21 protein-coding genes and 1 other RNA gene are annotated in these 22,672 nt (G+C 43.5%); 9 read left to right on the top strand and 13 right to left on the bottom strand.

Annotated elements, in window-relative coordinates; genetic code table 11:
• Positions 1 to 112 precede the first annotated feature (112 nt).
• Positions 113 to 1,852 (top strand): sigma 54-interacting transcriptional regulator, encoded by a 1,740-nt coding sequence (locus tag AC5JP1_RS01340; RefSeq protein WP_493842823.1) that lies wholly within the window; start codon positions 113 to 115, stop codon positions 1,850 to 1,852.
• A 99-nt stretch (positions 1,853 to 1,951) separates the two neighbouring features.
• On the opposite strand, the gene AC5JP1_RS01335 is transcribed toward AC5JP1_RS01340, so the two are convergent.
• A complete protein-coding gene (locus tag AC5JP1_RS01335; RefSeq protein ID WP_493842822.1) occupies positions 1,952 to 3,445 on the bottom strand; it encodes a S41 family peptidase in 1,494 nt (497 codons plus the stop codon).
• A gap of 231 nt (positions 3,446 to 3,676) precedes the next feature.
• A complete protein-coding gene (gene gpmI, locus AC5JP1_RS01330) occupies positions 3,677 to 5,335 on the bottom strand; it encodes a 2,3-bisphosphoglycerate-independent phosphoglycerate mutase (protein ID WP_493842821.1) in 1,659 nt (552 codons plus the stop codon).
• A 246-nt stretch (positions 5,336 to 5,581) separates the two neighbouring features.
• Here gpmI and ssrS point away from each other — a divergent pair.
• Positions 5,582 to 5,777, top strand: a non-coding RNA gene (ssrS, locus tag AC5JP1_RS01325) — 6S RNA.
• Positions 5,778 to 5,895: 118 nt separating this feature from the next.
• Here the strand turns inward: ssrS and AC5JP1_RS01320 are convergent.
• Positions 5,896 to 6,519, bottom strand: a complete 624-nt coding sequence (locus AC5JP1_RS01320) for an FxsA family protein (RefSeq protein WP_493842820.1) — start codon at positions 6,517 to 6,519, stop codon at positions 5,896 to 5,898.
• Positions 6,520 to 6,672: 153 nt separating this feature from the next.
• On the opposite strand from AC5JP1_RS01320, the gene ruvC reads away from it, so the two are divergent.
• Positions 6,673 to 7,257, top strand: coding sequence for a crossover junction endodeoxyribonuclease RuvC (gene ruvC / locus AC5JP1_RS01315; protein WP_493842819.1), 585 nt, complete (start codon positions 6,673 to 6,675; stop codon positions 7,255 to 7,257).
• A gap of 227 nt (positions 7,258 to 7,484) precedes the next feature.
• Here the strand turns inward: ruvC and AC5JP1_RS01310 are convergent, their stop codons facing one another.
• From AC5JP1_RS01310 to AC5JP1_RS01290, 5 genes are all read right to left on the bottom strand, one after another.
• Complete coding sequence (locus tag AC5JP1_RS01310; RefSeq protein ID WP_493842818.1) at positions 7,485 to 8,321, bottom strand: META domain-containing protein; 837 nt, start codon at positions 8,319 to 8,321, stop codon at positions 7,485 to 7,487.
• Between the two features lie 438 nt (positions 8,322 to 8,759).
• A complete protein-coding gene (locus AC5JP1_RS01305; protein WP_493842817.1) occupies positions 8,760 to 9,410 on the bottom strand; it encodes a glutathione S-transferase family protein in 651 nt (216 codons plus the stop codon).
• A 221-nt stretch (positions 9,411 to 9,631) separates the two neighbouring features.
• Complete coding sequence (locus AC5JP1_RS01300) at positions 9,632 to 10,270, bottom strand: peroxiredoxin (protein WP_443526107.1); 639 nt, start codon at positions 10,268 to 10,270, stop codon at positions 9,632 to 9,634.
• Between the two features lie 211 nt (positions 10,271 to 10,481).
• Complete coding sequence (locus tag AC5JP1_RS01295; RefSeq protein WP_493842816.1) at positions 10,482 to 11,234, bottom strand: phospholipase D family protein; 753 nt, start codon at positions 11,232 to 11,234, stop codon at positions 10,482 to 10,484.
• Positions 11,235 to 11,398: 164 nt separating this feature from the next.
• Positions 11,399 to 13,138 carry a glutamine--tRNA ligase/YqeY domain fusion protein gene (locus AC5JP1_RS01290; protein WP_493842815.1) on the bottom strand — a complete coding sequence of 580 codons (1,740 nt, stop codon included), beginning with the start codon at positions 13,136 to 13,138 and terminating at the stop codon, positions 11,399 to 11,401.
• 315 nt (positions 13,139 to 13,453) lie between these two features.
• On the opposite strand from AC5JP1_RS01290, the gene AC5JP1_RS01285 reads away from it, so the two are divergent.
• Both AC5JP1_RS01285 and AC5JP1_RS01280 read left to right on the top strand, forming a co-directional pair.
• Positions 13,454 to 13,969: a peptidylprolyl isomerase gene (locus tag AC5JP1_RS01285; protein WP_179798385.1), complete on the top strand. Its 516-nt coding sequence runs from the start codon at positions 13,454 to 13,456 to the stop codon at positions 13,967 to 13,969.
• A gap of 123 nt (positions 13,970 to 14,092) precedes the next feature.
• Entirely contained in the window at positions 14,093 to 14,965 is an 873-nt protein-coding gene (locus AC5JP1_RS01280; RefSeq protein ID WP_493842814.1) for a UDP-2,3-diacylglucosamine diphosphatase, read from the top strand.
• Between the two features lie 163 nt (positions 14,966 to 15,128).
• Here AC5JP1_RS01280 and orn read toward each other — a convergent pair whose 3' ends face one another.
• Positions 15,129 to 15,716 carry an oligoribonuclease gene (orn, locus tag AC5JP1_RS01275; protein ID WP_201598474.1) on the bottom strand — a complete coding sequence of 196 codons (588 nt, stop codon included), beginning with the start codon at positions 15,714 to 15,716 and terminating at the stop codon, positions 15,129 to 15,131.
• Positions 15,717 to 15,949: 233 nt separating this feature from the next.
• On the opposite strand from orn, the gene rsgA reads away from it, so the two are divergent.
• From rsgA to secB, 4 genes are all read left to right on the top strand, one after another.
• Entirely contained in the window at positions 15,950 to 17,053 is a 1,104-nt protein-coding gene (rsgA, locus tag AC5JP1_RS01270) for a ribosome small subunit-dependent GTPase A (RefSeq protein ID WP_493842813.1), read from the top strand.
• Between the two features lie 221 nt (positions 17,054 to 17,274).
• Positions 17,275 to 17,727 (top strand): rhodanese-like domain-containing protein, encoded by a 453-nt coding sequence (locus tag AC5JP1_RS01265; RefSeq protein WP_319050640.1) that lies wholly within the window; start codon positions 17,275 to 17,277, stop codon positions 17,725 to 17,727.
• Between the two features lie 330 nt (positions 17,728 to 18,057).
• Positions 18,058 to 18,321, top strand: coding sequence for a glutaredoxin 3 (gene grxC, locus AC5JP1_RS01260; protein WP_319050641.1), 264 nt, complete (start codon positions 18,058 to 18,060; stop codon positions 18,319 to 18,321).
• A gap of 216 nt (positions 18,322 to 18,537) precedes the next feature.
• Positions 18,538 to 18,990: a protein-export chaperone SecB gene (gene secB, locus AC5JP1_RS01255; RefSeq protein WP_057760989.1), complete on the top strand. Its 453-nt coding sequence runs from the start codon at positions 18,538 to 18,540 to the stop codon at positions 18,988 to 18,990.
• A gap of 192 nt (positions 18,991 to 19,182) precedes the next feature.
• Here the strand turns inward: secB and adk are convergent, their stop codons facing one another.
• The 4 genes from adk to AC5JP1_RS01235 form a co-directional block, all read right to left on the bottom strand.
• Positions 19,183 to 19,836: an adenylate kinase gene (gene adk / locus AC5JP1_RS01250; RefSeq protein ID WP_319050671.1), complete on the bottom strand. Its 654-nt coding sequence runs from the start codon at positions 19,834 to 19,836 to the stop codon at positions 19,183 to 19,185.
• Between the two features lie 338 nt (positions 19,837 to 20,174).
• Complete coding sequence (gene ccmI, locus AC5JP1_RS01245) at positions 20,175 to 21,455, bottom strand: c-type cytochrome biogenesis protein CcmI (RefSeq protein ID WP_493842812.1); 1,281 nt, start codon at positions 21,453 to 21,455, stop codon at positions 20,175 to 20,177.
• Entirely contained in the window at positions 21,452 to 22,006 is a 555-nt protein-coding gene (locus AC5JP1_RS01240; protein WP_493844412.1) for a cytochrome c-type biogenesis protein, read from the bottom strand. The genes ccmI and AC5JP1_RS01240 overlap by 4 nt, the downstream gene beginning before the upstream one ends.
• A complete protein-coding gene (locus AC5JP1_RS01235; protein ID WP_493842811.1) occupies positions 22,006 to 22,671 on the bottom strand; it encodes a DsbE family thiol:disulfide interchange protein in 666 nt (221 codons plus the stop codon). Before AC5JP1_RS01235 ends, AC5JP1_RS01240 begins: the two co-directional genes overlap by 1 nt.
• Position 22,672 lies beyond the last annotated feature (1 nt).

Below are 22,672 nucleotides of genomic sequence, written 5' to 3'. Positions count from 1 at the left end.
ATTGATCATTATAGAAGCCAGGTATGATTGACATACTCTTTTACAAAAAGCGCTACCCTATCTGGCCCTAGCTATTAATATTTTGTAGCCATTAAACACAATGAGATAATGTATGACAACAAAAGCGCTGGTCGTTGATGATGAAGTGGATCTATGCCGATTAATGCAAATCACTCTAACCAAGATGGGCATTAAAAGTGATGTTGCTTATACATTGGCGCAAGCAAGATCCTACTGGCAGGACAATGATTATGATTTTTGTCTGACTGATTTAAAGCTTCCTGACGGCTCAGGATTAGAGTTGGTAAAAGAAGTTAGCAATAGCTCCAACACTCCCATTGCGGTGATTACCGCTCATGGCAGTATGGATCTGGCGATTGAAGCATTAAAAATCGGTGCTTTTGATTTTGTGAATAAGCCACTTGAGCTGCCACGTCTACGTCAGTTGGTCGAAAATGCCCTGAAAGTTATTCATCAAGATAATGAAGCACAAACCACACCTGAGTGCTCGCCTGAACAAAAACTATTAGACACTAGGCTGATTGGCAACTCTGCTGTGATGCATCCTCTCAAAAATACTATTTTAAAGTTGGCACGGTCACAGGCGCCCGTGTTTTTGTCTGGTGCGTCGGGTACAGGTAAAGAGGTTGTCGCTAGACTGATTCATGACTTAAGCCCACGACGTGATGGTAGCTTTGTACCAGTGAACTGCGGCGCTATTCCTTCTGAGCTAATGGAATCAGAGTTTTTTGGTCACAAAAAAGGAAGCTTTACAGGAGCAGTTGCCGATAAACAAGGTCTGTTTCAGCAAGCAAATGGTGGCACGTTATTTTTAGATGAGGTGGCAGACTTACCATTAGCCATGCAAGTAAAGCTATTACGGGCTATTCAAGAGAAAACGGTCAGAGCCATTGGTGATACCAAAGAAGTCCCTGTTGATATCCGTATATTGTCCGCCACTCACAAAGATTTGAGTCAGTTGGTGACAGATGGCGCGTTTCGACAAGATTTATACTATCGTATCAATGTAATCGAACTCAAGCTACCAACGCTCAATGCTCGCCGTGATGATATCCCTGTTTTGGCAGAACACTTTTTGGCAATGATCTCTGAAGAGTGGCAACTAGATACCCCGCCATCACTGACACGTGATGCTTGCGCGCGTTTGCAACGTCACGATTTTGCTGGTAACGTTCGTGAGCTTCGCAACTTACTTGAGCGTGCAGTGACCTTGGCTGAGACCTCAGAGATTGACACCTATCACTTGGGTCTTCCTGAGCTTGAGCAAAACCTTGAAGAGACACAATCTCACGGCGCAAACACGAACCAGAACGACAATCAAAGCGCTCACCAACATGTAGATGATCATAGCAAGCCGCAACCAACTGCTCAATCAATATCCCAAGTAGCACAAAATCATGAGCGGACCTCTCAGTCTAGCGTTGAGGTAACCGCTATACAGACCAAGCCAGAAACAACGAATCTACATCCTTATCGTACTAATATTCAGCATTATCCGTCGGTGATACAATCAACACCTAACCAAGTAGCACCATCAGCCACTCAAACGGATACGGATGAGCAAACGGATATTAATAAGACAGCATCGCTCACGCATACTACCCAGCTAGACAATAGCAGTACCACAAGCGCTCAAGAACCCCTTGATGGGCAGTTGCCACCTCAGGGCTTAGAGCATTACCTACAAGAGCAAGAAAGACAGTTGATTATCACAGCACTTAAGCAGACTGGTTGGAATAAAACCCAAGCAGCAGAACTGTTAGGAACCACTTTTCGCTCATTGCGGTATCGCATGAAAAAACTAGAAATAGCAGAAGACCAGTCTGATTAGTTTATCTAAGTATTAAAGTTGCTTTATTGAAAATGACACGTTGTATTACGATATGTTGTTAGGTAACAGCTAAATTTTTAGTTACTAGTCAACGAAAGGCTACTGTAACGTAGCCTTTCGAACAAAACGAATGCCAGAATCAAGTGCACGGGCTTTTAATAAGCTTAGTGCCTGCTCCTCCCAAGTACTCTCATTACCTGATAGAGAAACATCAGGCTCAACTCCAATGCCATCTATTTGCCTGCCCGATGCTGTCATATAGTTAGCTACCGTTAATTTCACTGCTTGCTCATCGTTGAGCGGTATAACAGATTGTACAGACCCTTTACCATAACTTACTTCACCGACGATAGTCGCCCGTTTTTGCGCCTGTAAGCTACTGGCTAATACCTCAGCTGCGGATGCGGAGTAGCGATTTTGTAGTACAACCATAGGCAAAGGTTTGAGTAACGCATTCCCTTGTGTCGGTAGTACGCGTGATTGGTCTTGGCGTGCCTGTACTTGTACGACATCAGTATCACTCATAAATAAACTGGCAACGCTCACCGCTGATGTGAGCACCCCACCTGGATTGTCGCGCATATCCAACAATACTCCTGAGATAGGCGCGTTCAAATCAATCAAACCTTCCAACAGCTTTTCACGGCTATTGTTTTGGAAGGCGGGCAGTTTAATAACTGCCATACCGTCAACGAGTTTTGTTTGAATAACTTGGGGGTGACTATTATTGCGCTGTAACGTTGTGGTGTGCTTGCGGCGACCTGCCTTAGACGTAATGATATCTACTTGTGTACCAGCAATGCCTGTTAGCAGCTGATCAATATCGTTGCTTTTCCTATTCTCATCAAGCTTGAACTCATCAATCTGATGCAGGTAATCACCAACGGCGATTCCTTTTTTATCAGCAGGCGAGTCATCGATAACGTCTGTCACAACCCAGTATCCTGTATCTGCTTGGTAGGTGACTTTAATACCAATGTCGCCGACGTCACCCTCTGTAAAAGCACGTAAGTTTTCGTAGGCTTCAGCATCTAAAAACTCAGCATGGCTATCAAGCTTGGTCAACATACCGCTCATCGCGTTATTAAATAGTTCCTCATCATTGACCGCATCGATGTACTGACGACGTACCAAATCTACGACAGCCACAAAGGTTTTTAGCGTCTCAGGAGAAATCGCATTTAACGATACTTGCTGGACCTCTGGTGGAATGCTTGTGTCAATGCTATCGGTATCATCCATTAACGCACTTTCATCTGGGACGCTGTCTATCGAATCATCTGACTCATCAGCAGCTGCTAACATATCAATATCATCTTCAGACGCTACGGTATCTGCATTCAAACTGATCAGTTGTAGACTCGCTGTAGGACTCGGGGTGGATGCATCAGTTGGGTCTGCTGCTTGCGCACTCGTATTGGCAACACACCACCCTAGCAAACCCAGTACTAATAAGCGTTTAGGATCTACAGAATTGAGAGTTTTATGCTTGAAGTGACTAGGCTTAAGATTACTATTTGCGATTGATGATCTAAGCGCCTTTTTTCCCAATTGTTTGGACAAAGATGAACGCATAAGAGAAATAGAAGGCATAAGAAACTCATTTAAATAATAGAATGTATGACATTATTGTTATGTATTACCGTATAAGTTAACACCAAAAGCCTCTCTCGGACTAGAGCAGTTTTGCAAATCATGGGACAAAATACGTCACAAAAAAAGGGAGAGATAATAAATACCTTTCCCTTTTCTAGTTTATATCATTAATCTAATTAGCCATTTTTTATAGGTTATCCAATGTACGGATAACTTGAGGCAACCGACTTACGATGCTGAAACCAATAGACTCTCACCAGTCATCTCAGCAGGTGCATCGACATTCATCAATGCCAAAATAGTCGGTGCCACATCACTAAGCTTACCGCCATGGCGTACTTGCAGCTTTTGTGTGCCTACGTAGATCAGTGGTACATGCTCTGTCGTATGCTGAGTATGCACTTGACCACTCTCGTAGTCTTGCATTTGCTCACAGTTGCCATGATCGGCAGTGATAAGCATGTCGCCACCAGCCGCACGCACTGCTGACTCAATACGTCCAACACACACATCTAATGCCTCTACTGCTTTTACCGCAGCATCGAAGATACCAGTGTGCCCAACCATGTCACCATTGGCATAATTCACGACTAGCACATCGTATTTGCCAGATTCAATCGCTTCTACGAGCTTATCCGTGACTTCAGGAGCACTCATCTCAGGCTTTAGATCATAAGTCGCAACATCAGGAGACGGTACTAAAATACGGGTCTCACCATCGTACTCTTCTTCACGACCACCGCTAAAGAAAAACGTGACGTGTGCGTACTTCTCAGTTTCTGCAATACGTAGCTGCGTCTTTTCTTGATCTTGTAAGTACTCTCCCAATGTATTGGCCAAAGACGTTGGATAATAGGCAATGCTGGTTTTTGCATTATTGGCTAAAATATCTGAGTACTTCGTTAGCATCACAAATGCCGAAAGTTTTGGTTGTTTTTGACGAGCAAATCCAGAAAACTCGTGATCTGGCAGAACAAACGCTTGTGCAAGTTCGCGAGCGCGGTCAGCACGGAAATTCATAAAGATTAGTGCATCATTGTCTTCGACCGTATAAGGCACTTCGTCACGTCCAATCACCGTCGTGGGGCTAATGAACTCATCAGTCTCGCGCGCTTTATAGGCGGCTTGGACAGCACCATCTGCTCTGGTCGATAGGCGCTCAGCTTTACCTTCTGTGATCAGCTCATAGGCTTTTTGTACGCGATCCCAGCGATTGTCGCGGTCCATTGCGTAGTAGCGACCGATAATGCTAGCAATCTGTACATGTCCGCCTTCATAGTGGGCGTTGAGCTTGTTGATATAGTCACGCAAGCGATTGATATACTTGTCAGCAGACTTAGGCGGCGTATCACGGCCATCTAAAAAGCAATGAATAAAGACATTTTTGGCGCCGTGAACCAGTGCCGAATGGCACATGCCTTCGATATGATCCTGATGAGAGTGAACACCGCCATCAGAAAGCAGGCCCATAATATGGACATTGCCACCGCGCTCGTTGGCGGCTTTGACTGCATTAACGAGCGCTTCGTTTTTGTAAAACTCACGATTGGCAAGTTCATTTGAGATACGTGTTGAATCCTGATAAAGCACACGACCAGCACCCAGATTCATATGGCCAACCTCTGAGTTACCAAATTGCCCATCTGGTAAGCCTACGTCTTCTCCTGAAGCGGAGATGAGTCCATGAGGATACTGTTGGTATATTTTGTCTAGATTTGGCATATTGGCCGCAGCAATGGCATTGTCTTTATCGTCTTCGCGATGACCAAAGCCGTCTAATATCATTAAAACATGCGGCGTTTTTTTATTCGGTGCGCCATCTTGCTTACTATTAAGCTGCGCCTGATTGTCATCAATAGATTCTGATGCTTGCTGGGTATTGGTCATATATTACCGCTCCTCGAGTGAATGAACGCCTATCATGCTGTGTTAAGGTATTGAAAGCTCTCTATATTAACACAAATCTTAAAATAGCTGAAAAACTGACAATTTTTTACTAATAAATGAATGGTTTTGTATCGTTTTTATACCATCATATTTGTAAGCAAACCCATACCAGTCATGTAACCAACGATACTGAGTATCAATCTGTAACTCACACTTGCAATCACTCATTTCATTAGTTAAGATGAATCTATTCTGAAGTGTTGGCTAGTAGATGTTTATTCCCTGAGCCGATAATGCTTTACCAGGATGTGGTACCTATTGTCTCATTGTGTATGCCTGCACCGCTTGCGGTGTATCAGGAAACCTGCAGAGATGATGACGCATCCGCCCTGAACTTCACGGTTCATGGGTCACCATCTTACAGCGGCACTTCGGTTGTTTCATTCGGTCTGTAAACGCACCCTTTGTATTATATTAGGTGTTTTTACTACCACTAAAAAGCCCCTTTCGCCATTAGCGAAAGGGGCTTTTTTTATGCTGGATGAATGACTGGATAGCCGTTACTCATCATTAGCAGATTTAGTGATTTTTTTCACATCTTTAGGTATATTTTTGGCAGTGCCATCAACCGTCGTATGTTGTTTGAACACATCACCAAATGGGTTTTGCTGTTGCTGACCAAATGGATTTTGATTGTTCATACCACCTGCTCCACCGAATGGGTTTTGGCCACCCATGCCGCCAAACGGGTTTTGTCCGCCGCCCATTTGACCACCCATCTGCTTTGCCATCATTTCCATCATTTTTTGCTGATTATTCATGACATAGTTATTAGCCACATCTTTAAGCTTCTTTTGTACAGGTGGCAGTACCACCAGTAGCGCAAGCAAATCGCTTAATACGCCTGGAATCAGCAATAAGATACCCGCTGCTGCCATAGCAATACTTTTGATCATCGTAGACTCTGGCGGACGCATTGCAGGGTTCATCATGCCACCTGCTTTCATTTGCTGGGCCATTGGATTTAGAGAAGCCATACCTTTACGCACAAGAGAAATACCGATAACCGCTGCAACAATGAACCACATGAACACCCACCAGCCGCTCATAAATTGAGCAAGCAAATACCACAGTAGCATCTCGATAATAAACCAAACGATGGCTATACCAACTATCTGACCCATAAAGTGTCGTCCTATAAAATAAAAACCAATAAATTGAGTGCCATGTAAATTAAAATGGCTAACATATGATGTATATGGGGATTGGTTGCTATACTATCAAACTTACGGCTCATTTTTAAGCCATAAAACAAAATGTAAGCAAGACGGAATACTATGGCAATTATTATTGGAATCGATCCAGGGTCACGTATGACTGGTTATGGGATAGTCCAGCAAACGGGTGATAAACTTACCTATATCGATGCAGGTACGATTCGCACAGATACTAAAGAGATGCCTGAGCGTCTCAAACGTATTTTCAATGGATTGACTCGTATCACAAAGCATCATTTGAAATATGCAGATGAACCCATTTATACGGCTATCGAACAGGTATTTATGGCAGAAAACCCTGATTCTGCGCTCAAACTGGGACAAGCCCGAGGTGCCGCGATTGCAGCAATGGTCGCACTAGATCTAGAAGTATCAGAATATACTGCTCGACAGATCAAACAATCAGTATGTGGCTATGGCGCGGCGGCAAAAGAACAAGTGCAAGAGATGGTCTGCCGAATACTGAAGTTAGAGGTGGTACCACAACAAGATGCTGCTGATGGTCTTGCCTGCGCGATTTGTCACGCGCACTCAAGTCACTCTATGAATAAAATACTATCAAACAGCTCTATGCGAGGGCGTGGCGGCTCCAAGAAAAAAGGGCGCTGGCGTCTAACCGAAGAAGACTTGGGTAACTTACGTTAGAACAGATAAATGCTGTTAAGATAAGTGCTGTTAAAGTCATTAAAGACTGACATAAATAGATACTCAAGCATAAGATAGGCAATAAAAACACGCGCCATTGGTGCGTGTTTTTATTGCCTATCTTCATCCTAACTTTCGATATCTAATAACTATCGACATCTCATAGCTGTCGACGTTTAAAATTTCTATTTGTTTTGAAATACCCAGCTGGGTTACAGTGTATTGAGTTATTCTGCAACTGAGCTTTCGATAACAGCGTCTAACACATACGCATAGGCGTCATCATTCGTGTCACTCTCTAGTGGCTCGTCGTTCATTAGTAGCTCACTGGTACCCAGCTGATAACGCTGTAAGCGCAGTACCTCCTCGTGCGTGCCATCGTGATGGTAGCCATCAATCTCTCCAGCAAACGTTCTCCACTTTCCTTCGTGAGTTTTTATGCCTTGGTTATCGTAGGTGACCGGCTTAATTTGTAGACACTGTTTATCATTATTCATTTCACAATCTACTTTTTTGGGATTTACTGCCCAAAACACTGCCTCACCCTTGCTGTGGTATTTCGCTTGAGGGGTGAGTCTACCGCTCCAGACCAAGGTGGCATTATCACTGGTAAACTGTGTCAACACTGGGCTATCGCTCTGAGTCACCTTTAACTCACTGTTACCTAGCATCAGTGTACTCAAAGTGTTTTCGGCGCTATCGAGTTCGCTACAAGACATTTTGGTGCTCATACCTTCATCGATGATTAGAGTATGTCCTTGTAGTTGGTAGGCGGCACTAATTGTATTGCAACCAACACTATAACTGAGCGTGTTCTGTCCTTGATTCTCATTGAACACTAGGGTAACTTGGCTGTTGATATTTGCAAACTCGGTCACAGATTGATGGTTCGCATTAGTGACACTATCAAGTGTCCAACGATGACGAGATAAGGTGTCAATCAGCTGCGCTTCAGCATTAGACATAGCTGTTCTGACTGGGTCTGATGTAGGGCTCACATTGGACGTTAGGTTTTCGCTCGCTACCGAACCCAATGCGTCGTTGATTTCAGTGTTGTCTGACATACGTTCTTCGTTAGATGTTGCCTCTTTTTGACAGGCACTTAGCATCAAACTTATTGCCAACACACTAGGCAATAAAAATACTCTCGTTGTTGGTTTCTTTGCTCTACCTACCATATTGCATACCTCGTAGTAAGCGTGTATCACTTTTTTCCATGACTGGTTTTCATACTGGCTTTTATTAAATGATCGTGTGGAATGAGATTATTATAATCAATTTAGATTGACCACTATAGACTGAGGGATATTGCCTTATGTAATGAAATGTTGATTTTTATTATTATTTAAATCTATTCTTATCCGATGCCATTAATATTGCGAAAAAAAGGATAGCCAATAAATATCAGCTATCCTTGGTATTACTTAAAATGCATTTGTTTCTCAGGTTAAATTTGGTTCTCAGGCTAATAGATCTTTGAATACCTAAATTTTAACGTTGTTTCATGCAGACCTGTTTTTGGCTATATTTTTAATACTAAAACGCTCATTCATCATTTGATAAAAGCGTGCTAGGTTTTCACCTTGCTCATTAGGATTAATCTTAAGCACTTTACCAAAGTCTAGGCTTAAATACAGCACGATATCTGCAAAGCTCAGTTGCTCACCTACTAGATATTCACGACCCTCCAAAATTGTCTCAAAATACCCCATTGCCTTGATAGCTCGAGCAATCGATGGCGCGACGAACTCTGGTACCTGTTCAACACGCTGTGCTTTGGACGGGTGACTGTGCTGGAATGCCAGCATCAAGTTGTACATCACTTCAAACTCAGCAACACGGCGCATAGAGCAAACCTGGGCACGTTGTACCACATCATTACCCATGACCGAACGCTCACCATAAACGCGATCTAAATACTCACAAACTGCCTGTGAATCATTGAGCACGGTACCATCATCTAGTGTTAAGACAGGCACGGTCTGCATTGGATTCATTTGAGTAAAGGCTTCTGACATTTGCTCGTTTGCAGCAAAATCAATATCAATCACATCGATGTCGTCCATATCATCGACATCAATACCTTTTGAAGCTAATAAAATAAGTGCTTTGCGCGGATTGGGTGCGGTACGAGTAACGTATAGTTTTTTCATAGTAAATTCCTTGTAATAATGATTGAACAACAGCTTAGCGTTAATACGCTTTATTATGATCGTGGTAGTACTGAGTACCAATCTATTGATACTTTATACCACAGTTATAGCCTACTCTGACCCTCATGGCAAAGGCTTATTGCTCATGAGTCAAAATATAAAAAGCCCCACGACATTGAGTCATGAGGCTCTATTTAATCATATCTATGCAACCAAGCTAATTATTTGTTTGGTGCAGGTGTCGTACGCAAGTACGGCTTGATTTCTTTATGACCTTTTGGATAGTTGGCAGCAATATCTTCGTTCTTGACGCTTGGTGGAATGATCACGTCATCACCTTCTTTCCAATCTACTGGCGTTGCGATATTGTATTCATCAGACAATTGCAGGGCATCAATAACGCGGATGATTTCATCAAAGTTACGACCACAGCTCGCAGGATATGTCAGCGTTAGGCGCACCTTCTTGTTCGGATCGATGATAAACACACTACGTACTGTATGCGTACTGTCTGCATTAGGATGCATCATGTCATATAATTCAGCGACTTCCTTGTTGGGGTCAGCGATGATTGGGAAGTTCATATCTGTCCCTTGAGTCTCACCGATATCACTTGCCCAAGACTTATGATCTTCTAGACTATCTACAGAAATACAAATCGGCTTCACATTGCGCTTTTGAAACTCGCCGTTCAATGCGGCTGCACGCCCAAGCTCAGTGGTACATACTGGCGTAAAATCTGCTGGATGCGAGAAAAAAACGACCCAGTTGTCACCTGCCCACTCATGAAAATTAATATCACCTTCTGTGGTTGCCGCGTCAAAATTGGGTGCGGTATCACCTAAACGTAAATGTGCCATGCTGTATTCCTTAGCTATGTTGATGAACGCTGTTATCGACACGTCGGTCTCGCGCTCTATTATTATCTTCGATGTGCTGAGTAGTAAAAAACAAGCACATCCCTAAAAACTGACTTTATAGTAACAAACTGGTTATGAATGTCTTGTGACGGATTGTAATGCGGTTATTCCATTTACCACTAAGCAAACAAGTAATTATTCTCACAGCTTCTTATACAACCATGCCTGCATCCCACAAGCAGAACTCACCAAACTTGCCCTTTTTACTAGTGCCACCAGCAGCACGTCCAGCATCGGTCAATACAAGCTCATTCTCTTGCATTTCTAAATAACCCGCTGCCAGCAGCTTTTCATTCAACTCTTGAGTTTTCAAACCCAACTCTTTAGCAAGCTTGGCGGTGGTCAATTTAGAATAATTGGGTGTGGCATCTGTCGTTGACGCAGTCGACGTTACTGGCGACTGAGATGCTGTACTTGCTGTTTTGATATTAGATTCAGACTGACTTTGGGTGTCACTTACCTTTTCAAGAGACATTCTAACCTCATCACTGATACGAATGATGCGCTGCGCTTCTTCGTAAGTATCGGCATAGAGTTTGGCATCGTCATTACGATAAATCAGCACGCCCATTTCATTATTATTGACCTGGCTAAATTCATAAAGATTTAAACTGGTAATAATGCATTCGTTTTCATTCAGGTAGCATTTGGCATGCAAGTTTTTGCAAAAGCTAGTACGAATAAACGTTAAGTTTTTTAACCAATTTATTTCCTCTGGATGTAAATCATTCTTGCCATAAACAATGCGAATATCGATTTTAAGGCGGTTGCGGTCTTCTAGCAGCTCTTTAATGCGTTCATTAAGCTTTAAGTATGGGCTAATAATAATCAACCGATCAGATGCATTTTTAATCAATTCTTCTAGATGATAGGTCGTCCCACTGCTGTTCAAAAATTTTGCCATGCTCATTTCCTCAAATATTACTGTCAAAAACTTTATAGTTGTCCAAAAAAAGCCCATCCCTAGCGTACTAGAAATGGGCTTGCTTGCAAACTACTATTGTTCAGTATTATCTCAACACATCAGCTTCCGTGGTAATGCCTTTTATAGATTTAGTCAGTATCAGATTAAGCGGGCTTATAGCTGTCGCGTAAGCTAACGATTTGGTTAAATACTGGCTTATCAGTACTGTGATCTTCGCTATCAGAGATAAAATACCCTTCGCGCTCAAACTGGAAACGCGTGCCAGCATCAGCACTGGCTAAAGACGGCTCAACGACAGCGTTTAGCTCCGTTAATGAATTAGAGTTCAATGCCTGATGAACGTCAGCGACGCTACTTGGATCCTCAACACTAAATAGCTGCTCATACATACGTACGATTGCTGGTACGCCTTGACTAGCAGATACCCAATGAATCACGCCTTTAACCTTGCGACCCTCAGGGTTATTGCCAAGAGTGGCGGGATCGATTGTTGCTTTTAACTCGACGACATTGCCGCTTTCGTCAGTGATATGCTCAGTGACGGCTAACACGTAGGTGTTACGCAAACGAATCTCTGGCTTTTCTGGAGAGAGACGCTTGTAGCCTGCTGGTGGTTCAATCTCGTAATCACCTTGGTCGATGTATAGCGTCTTGGTAAATGGGATCTCGCGCTCACCCATGTCGACGTTAGGATGTTTGGGCTGAGTCAACCAAAGCGTCTGCGTCGCATCGTCAAAACGTGCATTAACACTATCGGCTTTTTGTGTCTCCCAACTGCTGACCGCCTCGCTAAAGTTAGTAATTGTCACTTTTAGTGGCTTTAACACCGCCATACCGCGTGCAGTCACTGTCTCTAATGACTGACGAACGCTAAACTCCAATAGACGAAAATCAACAACACTATCCGCTTTGGTCACACCCACACGCTCACAAAAATCACGCAAGCCCTCTGGCGTGTAACCACGGCGGCGCATACCAGCGACGGTCGGCATACGTGGATCGTCCCAACCGCTCACAATGCCTTCATCGACAAGTTGCTTGAGCTTACGCTTACTGGTCAATGTGTGATCAACGTTTAAGCGACTAAATTCGTACTGGTGCGGCGGCACATCAAAGCCGACTTTTTCGATGACCCAGTCGTAGAACGGACGGTGATCCTCAAACTCAAGGGTACACAACGAATGAGTAATACCTTCAAGCGCATCAGAGAGCGGATGAGCAAAGTCATACATCGGATAGATGCACCATTTGTCACCTGTTTGATGATGGGATTGATGCATGACGCGATAAATAACAGGGTCACGCAGATTCATGTTTGGGCTTGCCATATCGATCTTGGCACGTAGCACTGCTTTGCCTTCAGCGTATTTGCCGTCTTTCATATCATTGAAAAGGGCAAGATTTTCTTCGACGCTGGTATCACGATATGGTGAAGGCGTGCCCGCTTCATTAAATGAGCCACGGTTTTCTTTAATTTGCTCAGGCGACTGTAAATCAACATAGGCATCGCCTTGTTCAATCAACTGGATTGCCCATGCATGCAACTGATCAAAATAACTTGATGCGTGGTACGCCTCGCCTGCCCACTCAAAGCCAAGCCACTTCACATCATTTTCAATATTATCAATGAAATCTTGTTTTTCTGCGGTTGGGTTGGTGTCATCAAAACGCAGGTTGCATACACCGCCAAACTCTTTGGCCACACCAAAGTTCAAGCAGATAGACTTTACATGGCCTAAATGCAGGTAGCCATTTGGCTCAGGCGGAAAGCGCGTTACAATTTGCTGGTATTTTTGCGCATTGACATCGTCACGAATGATATTACGAATAAAATCGTTTTTTGATTCGTCTTTTTGTGCAGTGTTGTTTGAGTGCTCACTCATCGGGTATTGCTCCTAACGCAAATTATCAGTTCATGGTGCGTGCCATCACGCATCACGAAACGTTTAAACTAAAGTATTAAAATAAAGCGAGAATATAAAAACTTGGATAGTGCAACCGCATTATCACAATTTGTCAAAGCTGATCAAAAATAGGTAAAGTTGCGTTATTCTATCAGGTTTCACAAACGCATTAACAGCCTGATACATGACACGGGATAAAAAAGCCGTTAGACTACCCGTAACTTTTTAAACACCAACTTTTAACCACCACTTGACAGCGTCATTTAAGGCGCTGCAATCAAAAAGGAATATCCCATGGTAGACATGCCACCAGTAGTAGAACTTGAAACCAATATGGGTGCGATCGTTATCGAACTCAACGAAGAAAAAGCGCCAAAAACCGTAGAAAACTTTTTGAACTATGTAAAATCTGGTCAGTATGACGGTACGATTTTCCATCGCATCATTGATGGTTTCATGATTCAAGGCGGCGGAATGGACGCTGAGATGAATGAAAAACCAACCAATGCGCCTATCGAAAACGAAGCGGACAATGGTCTAAAAAATGACAAAGGTACTATCGCAATGGCGCGTACCCAAGATCCGCATTCAGCAACCAGCCAGTTCTTCATCAACGTAAAAGACAACGACTTCCTAAACCACTCTGGCAAAAACATGCAAGGTTGGGGTTACACCGTATTTGGTAAAGTAACCAGCGGTATGGACGTTATCGAAAAAATGCGCAGCGTCCCAACGGGTCGTTTCGGTATGCATGCTGATGTGCCAAAAGAGCCAGTTGTTATCAATTCAGCAACCATCGTTACTCAGTAATAGCTATTCGATAAAAGCTACTTAATAGCAGCTACTCAATAATAGCTGTGAATGAGCGAGCATTTTGTAGTAGAACTTATTAAGTCATGCTCGCTATACGATAAGTCACGAGGACCAAGATAAATGCAAAGTTTTGATCACTTAATCACGACCCGCCCTCATCAAGTGCGGCAAGTATTGATTAGCGATTTGCATTTATCGCCTCAGGAGCCTGCCTTAGTGCAGGCTTTTTTGGCGCTGCTCGATGACTGTCTTGCCCTGCCAGCGCTTAAGCGTCTCTTTATTTTAGGCGATTGGTTTGAGGTATGGCTAGGTGATGATACGTATTTATCATTGTCACAGGATGAACAAATAACGCATTGGCTAACCCCGTTGATTGCAAAGCTTAAACAGCTACGTATCAATGGTTGCGAGATACTAGTCATGCACGGCAACCGTGATTTTTTGTTGGGACAGCCGTTTTGTAATCTATTCGGTGGTGAGTTGATTAGCGAACCGTATACTTTGGCTATTGGTCAACAGAATTACCGCTTGGAACACGGTGACGCACTCTGCACGGATGACAAGAAGTATCAGTTCTTTCGTAAAATCATGCGTAACCGTCTGACTCAGTGGTATCTGCTCAACAAGTCATTAGAAAAACGCTTAGCCATCGCAGATAATATGCGCAAAAAAAGCCAGAAAAATAATGCCAATAAAGCCGCTTATATCATGGATGTGAATGATAAAGCCGTATATCAAGCCATTACTGCTAGCGATGCACTACTGCACGGTCATACCCACCGTCCCGATATCCATCAAGCTACCACTGATAAAAAGCGCTATGTGCTTGGCGACTGGCGATTGTTAGATAAAGACGCTCGCCAGCCAAAAGTTAATGCGGTGATTGGCGCGGTAACAGAAGACGAGCATTCAAATGAGAGTTTGAATAGTAATGATTTAAGCAATAATAATGCTGAGTTTGAGTTGTACAAGTTTGAATTTCTGGTTCGCTAAAGTGCGTTTAATGGCGTTTTAAACTTAATGGCATTTTAAACAATGCATCTTAAAAAACATCTTTTCAATATAAAAAGGGTCTGTTGAACTATCAACAGACCCTTTTTATATTCACCGCTCAGCAATAACACACTTTGTTGTTATTGCAAGTATGGCTCGCTATCTAATCCATCAATTTAAAGAAATGCTGACGATAGTGCTTTAGCTCACGAATAGAGTCGCGAATATCGTCTAAGGCCAAATGACTGCCCCCTTTTTCAAAGTTCTTTAGAATGTCAGGACGCCAGCGGAAACACAGCTCTTTGATCGACGACACATCAAGGTTACGATAATGAAAGAAGCGCTCAAGCTCTGGCATTTGGCGCGCCATAAAGCGACGATCTTGGCAGATAGAGTTACCGCACATTGGTGACTTGCCACTATCAACCCATTTGTTTAGGAACTTGATGGTCTCAGCTTCCGCTTCTGCCAGTGTCACCGTACTACGGCGGACACGGTCGACCAATCCTGACTGACCATGTTGCTTGGTATTCCAATCATCCATCTTATTTAAGACTTGATCCGATACCTTGATAGCAAACACAGGCCCTTCGGCAAGCACGTTCAAATCTTCGTCAGTCACGACGGTGGCAATCTCAATAATCTCATCGTTTAACGTATCGAGTCCGGTCATTTCTAGATCAATCCACACCAGCCCTTTTTTACCTTGGTTCTTGATCTTAATCTTATTGGGATGGTCACCGGTAGCCATAAAATATCCTATCATTCATAATTTTGGAAAAGCAACTTTAGAAAAACAATTGAAAAAACGTATTACACGTAGACATCCGTGCTCGAGCAGTATTACAACGCGCTATTCGGTTCAGAAAACCTTTAGAGTCGTACAATATTACAAAACCACTGTCTGCCGCAGACGCTTTAGGCTGTATGTTAGCAAATTTTCACGCTACACTTAGCAATATTTTTATAATAGGTTAAAAACCCATGGCATTAATCCGGCAACGCAAACTGACCAAACAACAGATTCGTCGCATCGACAAGCAGCAATTGTCTAATCAAGACAGCATCGATGACAGCTTGATGGATGGCGTGGTCATGGCGCATTACGGTAAGCAATTAGAAGTACAAGTCACAAGCCTGCCTGCAGTGATACCTGAACAGCCAGAAGTCGCCCCTGATGATCCTGAGCCGTTTTGGCAAGCGCTCGCGCTTGGCGACATCTGGCGCTGTCATGTGCGTACCAATCTACCGATGCTAGCCGCTGGCGACCAAGTACGCTGGAATGCTGACTCCAACACGGGTTTTGGCCGTATCGAAGCGGTCAAACCGCGTACCTCACTGGTCTCTCGTCCTGATCGTTATCATAAGCTCAAACCTGTTGCCGCCAATGTCGATATTCTGGCGATTGTTTTTGCGCCATTGCCTGCCGCCGCGCCAACGTTGATTGATCGCTATCTGGTGGTATGCCACCACGCGGGCGTCAAACCACTATTGGTACTCAACAAAGCCGATCTGTTGGCTCAAGAAAACGGTGTTGATACCAATGAGCTTTTGGCACAGTATGCAGCACTTGGCTATGAGAGCGTACTCACCTCGGTCGATTGTCCTGAAAACATCGCTGAGAGTGATGAGCAAGAAGGTCTTGATGAACTAAAACGCTATATAGATAAAAAGCTGGTCATCTTTGCGGGTCAATCTGGTGTCGGCAAAAGCAGTTTAATCAATGCCCTTCTGCCTGACTCTGGACAGAGCGTCAATATCATTTCGCAAAACTCTAAGCTCGGTCAGCACACCACGACGACCAGTAGACTGCTGCCATTCAATCCAGAAGACCTCACCCAAGGCGGTATCGTTGATACACCAGGAATTCGTGAATATGGCATTTGGCACCTCACCCCTGATGATATTATTTCAGGCTTTGTTGAGCTAGCACCATTGGCCGGTGACTGCCAATTCCGTGACTGTCGCCATACTCACAACAGCAAAGGCTGTGCACTATGGCAAGCCGTAGCTGATGGTGAAGTATTGCAGCGCCGCGTTGAAAATCTCGTCACGCTACGAGAAGAGGCAGATACGAAGCCTTATTAGTATTTGGCTTGTTACTGTTCGTTTTAATTAAACACGGTCTTGTGAGTAGATATTTTTATTAGGCTGAGAAGATCCATAGATAGGTGCAATAACCGCCCAATTATTGCCTATGTCATCGCCCGTTTACTATAGATGGCCTTATCGGTATAATAGCGCCTTGTTCATTATCATTGGGCTGTCTTCTCAGCTTAATAGAACACTTATTTTTTTGGAGGTATGGTTTGGATCGTGCGCTGGAATTTGTGGGCAACCACCCGTTTTTATTTGGTATATTAGCCGTACTTGCTATACTGTTTTTTACGATTGAAAACAAACGTAGCGGTAGAAAAATATCGCCTAACACGCTTGGCATGATGGTCAACTCTCAAAACGCGCAGCTTATCGATATTCGCGCTAAGAAGAAGTTTGAATCAGGCTATATTCAAGGCAGCCGCAACATACCATTCACTGACCTCAAAGACCGCTTAGAAGAGATTCGCGCGATTGAGCAGCCAGTAATTATTATCTGTGATATGGGCGTACAAGCAGGCGCAGCCATTCAGATGATTGGCAAAGATGACGTCTATCGTCTAGAGGGCGGTGTCGGTGGTTGGCAAGGTGCTGGCATGCCATTGGTTGGTATAAAAGACGCTAAATCAAAGAAAGGTAAGTCAAAGCCCAGTCTAAGCAAATAGCAGTTTTACTTAAACAATAAGCTTAGTTAGTGTTTACCACTTACTGACTGAAGATCGAAAAATGAAAAGACACCTTATAAAGAGGTGTCTTTTTTTGTGCAGTACTTATAAGGCAGTAAAGTTAAGGTGACAAAGTTAATGCTGTGAGGCGTTTTAAACTGAGACGGCTTGAATTTGTCGTACCTATCCCCACTTTAGTAGTGAGCACAATCGAATACATTTGTACTTTACTCATTGATAACAGACTATACCAACACGTAGACTATGATAATTAATCGTGTTATCTATAATAGTGCTGTTGTCTCACAAATTTATAAATAAGGATTAACCATGACTGTACCAGTTAAAGTTTACACCACGCCTATCTGCCCATACTGCTCAAACGCCAAACAACTATTAAAAACTAAAGGCGTTGATTATGAAGAGATCGGTATGCATGATATGAGCCGTGAAGATCGTCAAGCATTGATGCAAAAAACCAATAACTACCGCACTGTGCCACAAATTTTTGTTGGTGATACCTTTGTTGGTGGCTTTGATGAGCTTAACCAAATGAACCAGCAAGGCAAACTTGACGAGCTATTAGCAGGTTAATCTGCTACTTTACGCTACTGTCTGTTTTTATGCCTATAAAGACAGACAGCGGTGGGTTTAAACATAGCTTTTGATTCAAATGTAGTCCTTGATATAAATACAGTATCAAGAAGTAGTGATAAAAACATCGAGTTTTCGTCCCTATTTATATTACAATGAATTTCTATTAAAATGACCGTTTGCCCAATTATTTGATTTAATTTTAGAGGATTTATCATGGCTGAAGAACAAGCACAACCACAATTGGCATTAGAGCGCATCTACGTAAAAGATATGTCACTTGAAGTACCAGGCGCGAGCGTATTCACCAAAGAGTGGAACCCAGAGCTTGATATCAACTTGTCTAGCAATGCAGAAAAGCTAGATGATGACCATTATCAGATCATCCTTACCGTGAGCGTTACTGCCAAAAATGCGGAAGAAGCAGCGTTTATCGCTGAAGTGCATCAGGCAGGTATTTTCTTACTAAAAGACATCCCAGAAGACCAAATCGGTCAAATCTTAGGTGCATACTGCCCTAACGTGCTGTTCCCATACGCTCGTGAGGTCATCAGCGACATCGTGACGCGTGGTAGCTTCCCTCAATTACTACTCGCTCCTGTGAACTTTGATCAAGCATATGCGCAAAGCCAGCAGCAAGCGCAAGTTGATGCTCAAGGTAACGCCTAAGTATTAATTGAAATATATGAGCTCTACCAGTCGTATATTTGATAAGAGGCCGTTTACTTATAATGAGTAAGCGGTTTTTTTATGGGTGTGTTTTATGAGGTATAAAATAATCAGCCATAAAAAAACCCTGCTATCAAACAGGGTCTTTAATGACGATATCGACTGGCTAAATGAATTAGTTATAATCGATCATTAGCCTTTTAACGCTGATAAGATCTGCTGCTTGACCTCATCAATACCTTGCGTACCATCAAACTTATCATAGCTAGGTGCATCATCACCCTCAGTCGCTTTGTCTTGGTAAAAACCAACCAATGCTGACGTTTGCTCATGATACGTAGACAGACGGTCGCGGATAGTCGCTTCTTGGTCATCTTCACGCTGAATAAGCGCTTCGCCAGTGACATCATCGATACCATCAACCTTTGGTGGGTTGTGATCCACATGGTAAACACGACCCGAACCTGGATGCTGGCGACGGCCAGACAAACGGCTGACGATTTCGTCATCAGGTACGCTTATTTCGACCACATGATCGATGGCAACATCAGCATCTGCAAGTGCCTGCGCTTGAGGAATAGTACGTGGAAAACCATCCAAGATACAACCGTTGACACAATCAGGCTTAGCGATACGCTCTTTGACTAGGTTGATAATGAGATCATCAGAAACCAAACCACCAGCATTCATAATATCTTTGGCTTTTTTGCCAAGCTCGCTACCTTCTTTGATTGCTGCGCGTAGCATGTCGCCAGTTGAGATTTGTGGAATGTCATATTCTTTAGAAATAAACTGGGCTTGAGTACCTTTACCGGCGCCTGGTGGTCCTAGCAAAATAATACGCATCATTACACGACTCTCCTTAATAGATAGGATTTTGGGATTAATAAAACTTAGGGATTAATGGTTTGCAAAGCTACCTTACCTTGTGGCTTTGCAAACCTCAAGTATTTTCATAATTACGGTTATTAGTTGCTATGACTTAGCTGTTCATACAACACTGTTGCGCCCTTATATAACGGACAGTGTCACTAAGGTGATAGCGACTCATAGTAACAGACAAGTCTATAGTACAGCGAACTTAAAAGAGTATTAAAACCATCCGTTATCTAACCGCTGCAAAGCAATATAGCTCACCTACAACCAGAATGACGCTGCTACTCTTTTATAGTGAGTAGACTATGCTACGGTATTTGCTGATTGATTTCTACATTGGCCTGAGTTTGATCAGCACTAATCACTACGGGATTACCCGACAGGTCTCCAGACTCTGCGACTGCGTTACCACTGTGGCTGATACGAGCAATGACTGCCAACTGCACTTTGTCACCTCGAGCAGATCCTATAGTACGTCCTGGCATCATAGCATCAAGATCGCTTAGGCCAATAGTAGCCTCGCCTTGCTTGATGGCGCTGATCGGTAAGCGCTTGGCGGCAAACGGTGGACCACCATTGACATCACGAATCGCGACAAACAACACATCATCAGCTTTGACCAACGGTAGCAAGCTTGAATTGATCTTAACGGTCACCTCAACACCTTCAGAGGCTTGCTGCTGCTGGATAGCCACATTAGCACTCAGCTCATCTAGGCTTGAGAGCGCCTGCGTATGATCGCCTGGCTTGGCAGAAATACTAGCACGCAAGCGCTTAATCCAGCCCTGTGCTTGATCAAAATTATTCGCTCGCGCCTCGCCCATTGCCATGAGCATTTGTGCACCTTCATGCTCTGGGTTAGTTGCCAATAACTCTTCTAACACTCGGCGACTATTGGCATCTAGTTGACCTTTATTAGCAAAAAAACTGATCTGCGCATAAGTCGCTGCAATTTCTTCGTTCTCGGGTGACAGACGATAAGCACGTGATAAGGCTTCTAGCGCTGAATCAGTCGCTTCTAATGATAAGAATAGCTCTGATAGGCGCATCCAGCGATTGTGATCGCTTGCATGGCGATAGACATTGGTCTGCATGGCGCTAATCAGTTGATTACCATCTTCTATAGCCCAAGCTGGCGGCTGATCAATTTTACCCGTCAATAGATCGTCAGCCACTTGACCTACTTTGTCCTCGCTTGCCCATAGCTCAAACACAGGGGTACGATCAGCGACCATCAAGTAGGCCATAGCTGTAAGAACAGGTACCCAAATGATGATGATCAATCGACTTTTAATACCAGGCGTGACCATAGGGGCGACTTCACGCTGAGCATCTAAGAGCTGACGTTCTAGCTCTAGCTTTTGGTTTTGATAATGGTGATCATCAATGATGCCACTATCTTTATCTGTTTTTAGCTCAGCCAAACGCTCACGGAACACGGCAACGTTGATATCTAATAGCTGATTGTCCACAGGCTTACTGTGTTTGCGCGGTGCTTTTAGCCATGGCTTGATCGCGATAACACCAAGCAATAAGGCAATAAGTAAGCTTAGCGCAATAAATAAGCCAACCGTAGAGAATATGGTCATTTTTTGCCCCCAAGGCTTGTAATGTCATGATCGCCTTTATCATCAGCACGTGATAACAAACGCTCAAGCTCCGCTTTTTCGGTGGCAGATAATGCCTCAGTAGTATGCTCTACTGCCACACCACTGTCGCCACTAGCGACCAGCTGACGACGTTTGCTTTGCCAAAACCACCCAATGATCAAGATGATGAGCAATAATGGTGGGAAAAACCACAAGATCCATGTCGAAGGACGGACTGGTGGCTTATAACTGATAAAGTCGCCATAGCGTTCCTGCATATAAGCACGAATCTCACCATCACTTCGGCCGTCTTTGACCATGTTATAAGTTTTTTGTTTTAAATCTTGAGCAATTGGTGCATCAGAGCCTGCTAGGTTTTGGTTTTGACATTTTGGACAGCGTAGCTCTTCAATGAGACCGCGATACTGAGCTTCTTGTTGTACAGAGTCAAAGTCATAGACATCAATAGCAGCAAAGCTGGTCATACTCAATAAACAAGCAATGAGAACGCTTGCTAGTTTTATAACCAGGGTTTTTATTTGATAGGCCATCATTTACATGCCTCCGCAACCTGATTCGGATCTGGACTGGTACCGTTATTATTGGCTTCGTTTAGCACCATCAAACAAGGCGTGATACGACTTTGCCAATTGCTCTCATTGATCTCGCCAATAATATGCTGACGAATAATCCCCTCACCATCCACAACGAAGGTCTCAGGTGCACCTGTCAAACCCAAATCTAAAGCAAACTGCCCTGATAGATCCTGAATAGACATCGAGAATGGATCGCCGCCCCTATTTAGATAGCCCAATGCATCGCCGATATCATCCTTGTAATTAATACCCACTAAGTTGACACCACGCTCTTCTAGTGTCATCAAAAAAGGATGTTCAATGATACAAGTCGGACACCAAGAGCCCCAAATATTCATGAGGAATGGCTGATCTGGCAGGTTGTCATTGGTCATGATACGACTGGTATCTGACAACAATGGCAGCTCAAAAGCAGGCACCGGACGCTCAAGCGCAGTATTAGTCACAATATCGGTCGGTTTGCCCAGACGCATATATAGCATGGCAAGCAAGCCAACAAAAATTACTAAAGGTATTAAAAACCCTATTTTTAATGATTTTTTACTTTTGGCCTTTTTGTTGCCTTGTTGAGCAGTACTTTGCTGCTTATTGTTGTCAGGTGTGTTATTTGAGGCTGTCATA

Source organism: Psychrobacter sp. H29 (genome assembly GCF_059073055.1).
The sequence above is the reverse complement of the archived record's forward strand: the minus strand, read 5'-3'. Positions and strand labels throughout refer to the sequence as shown.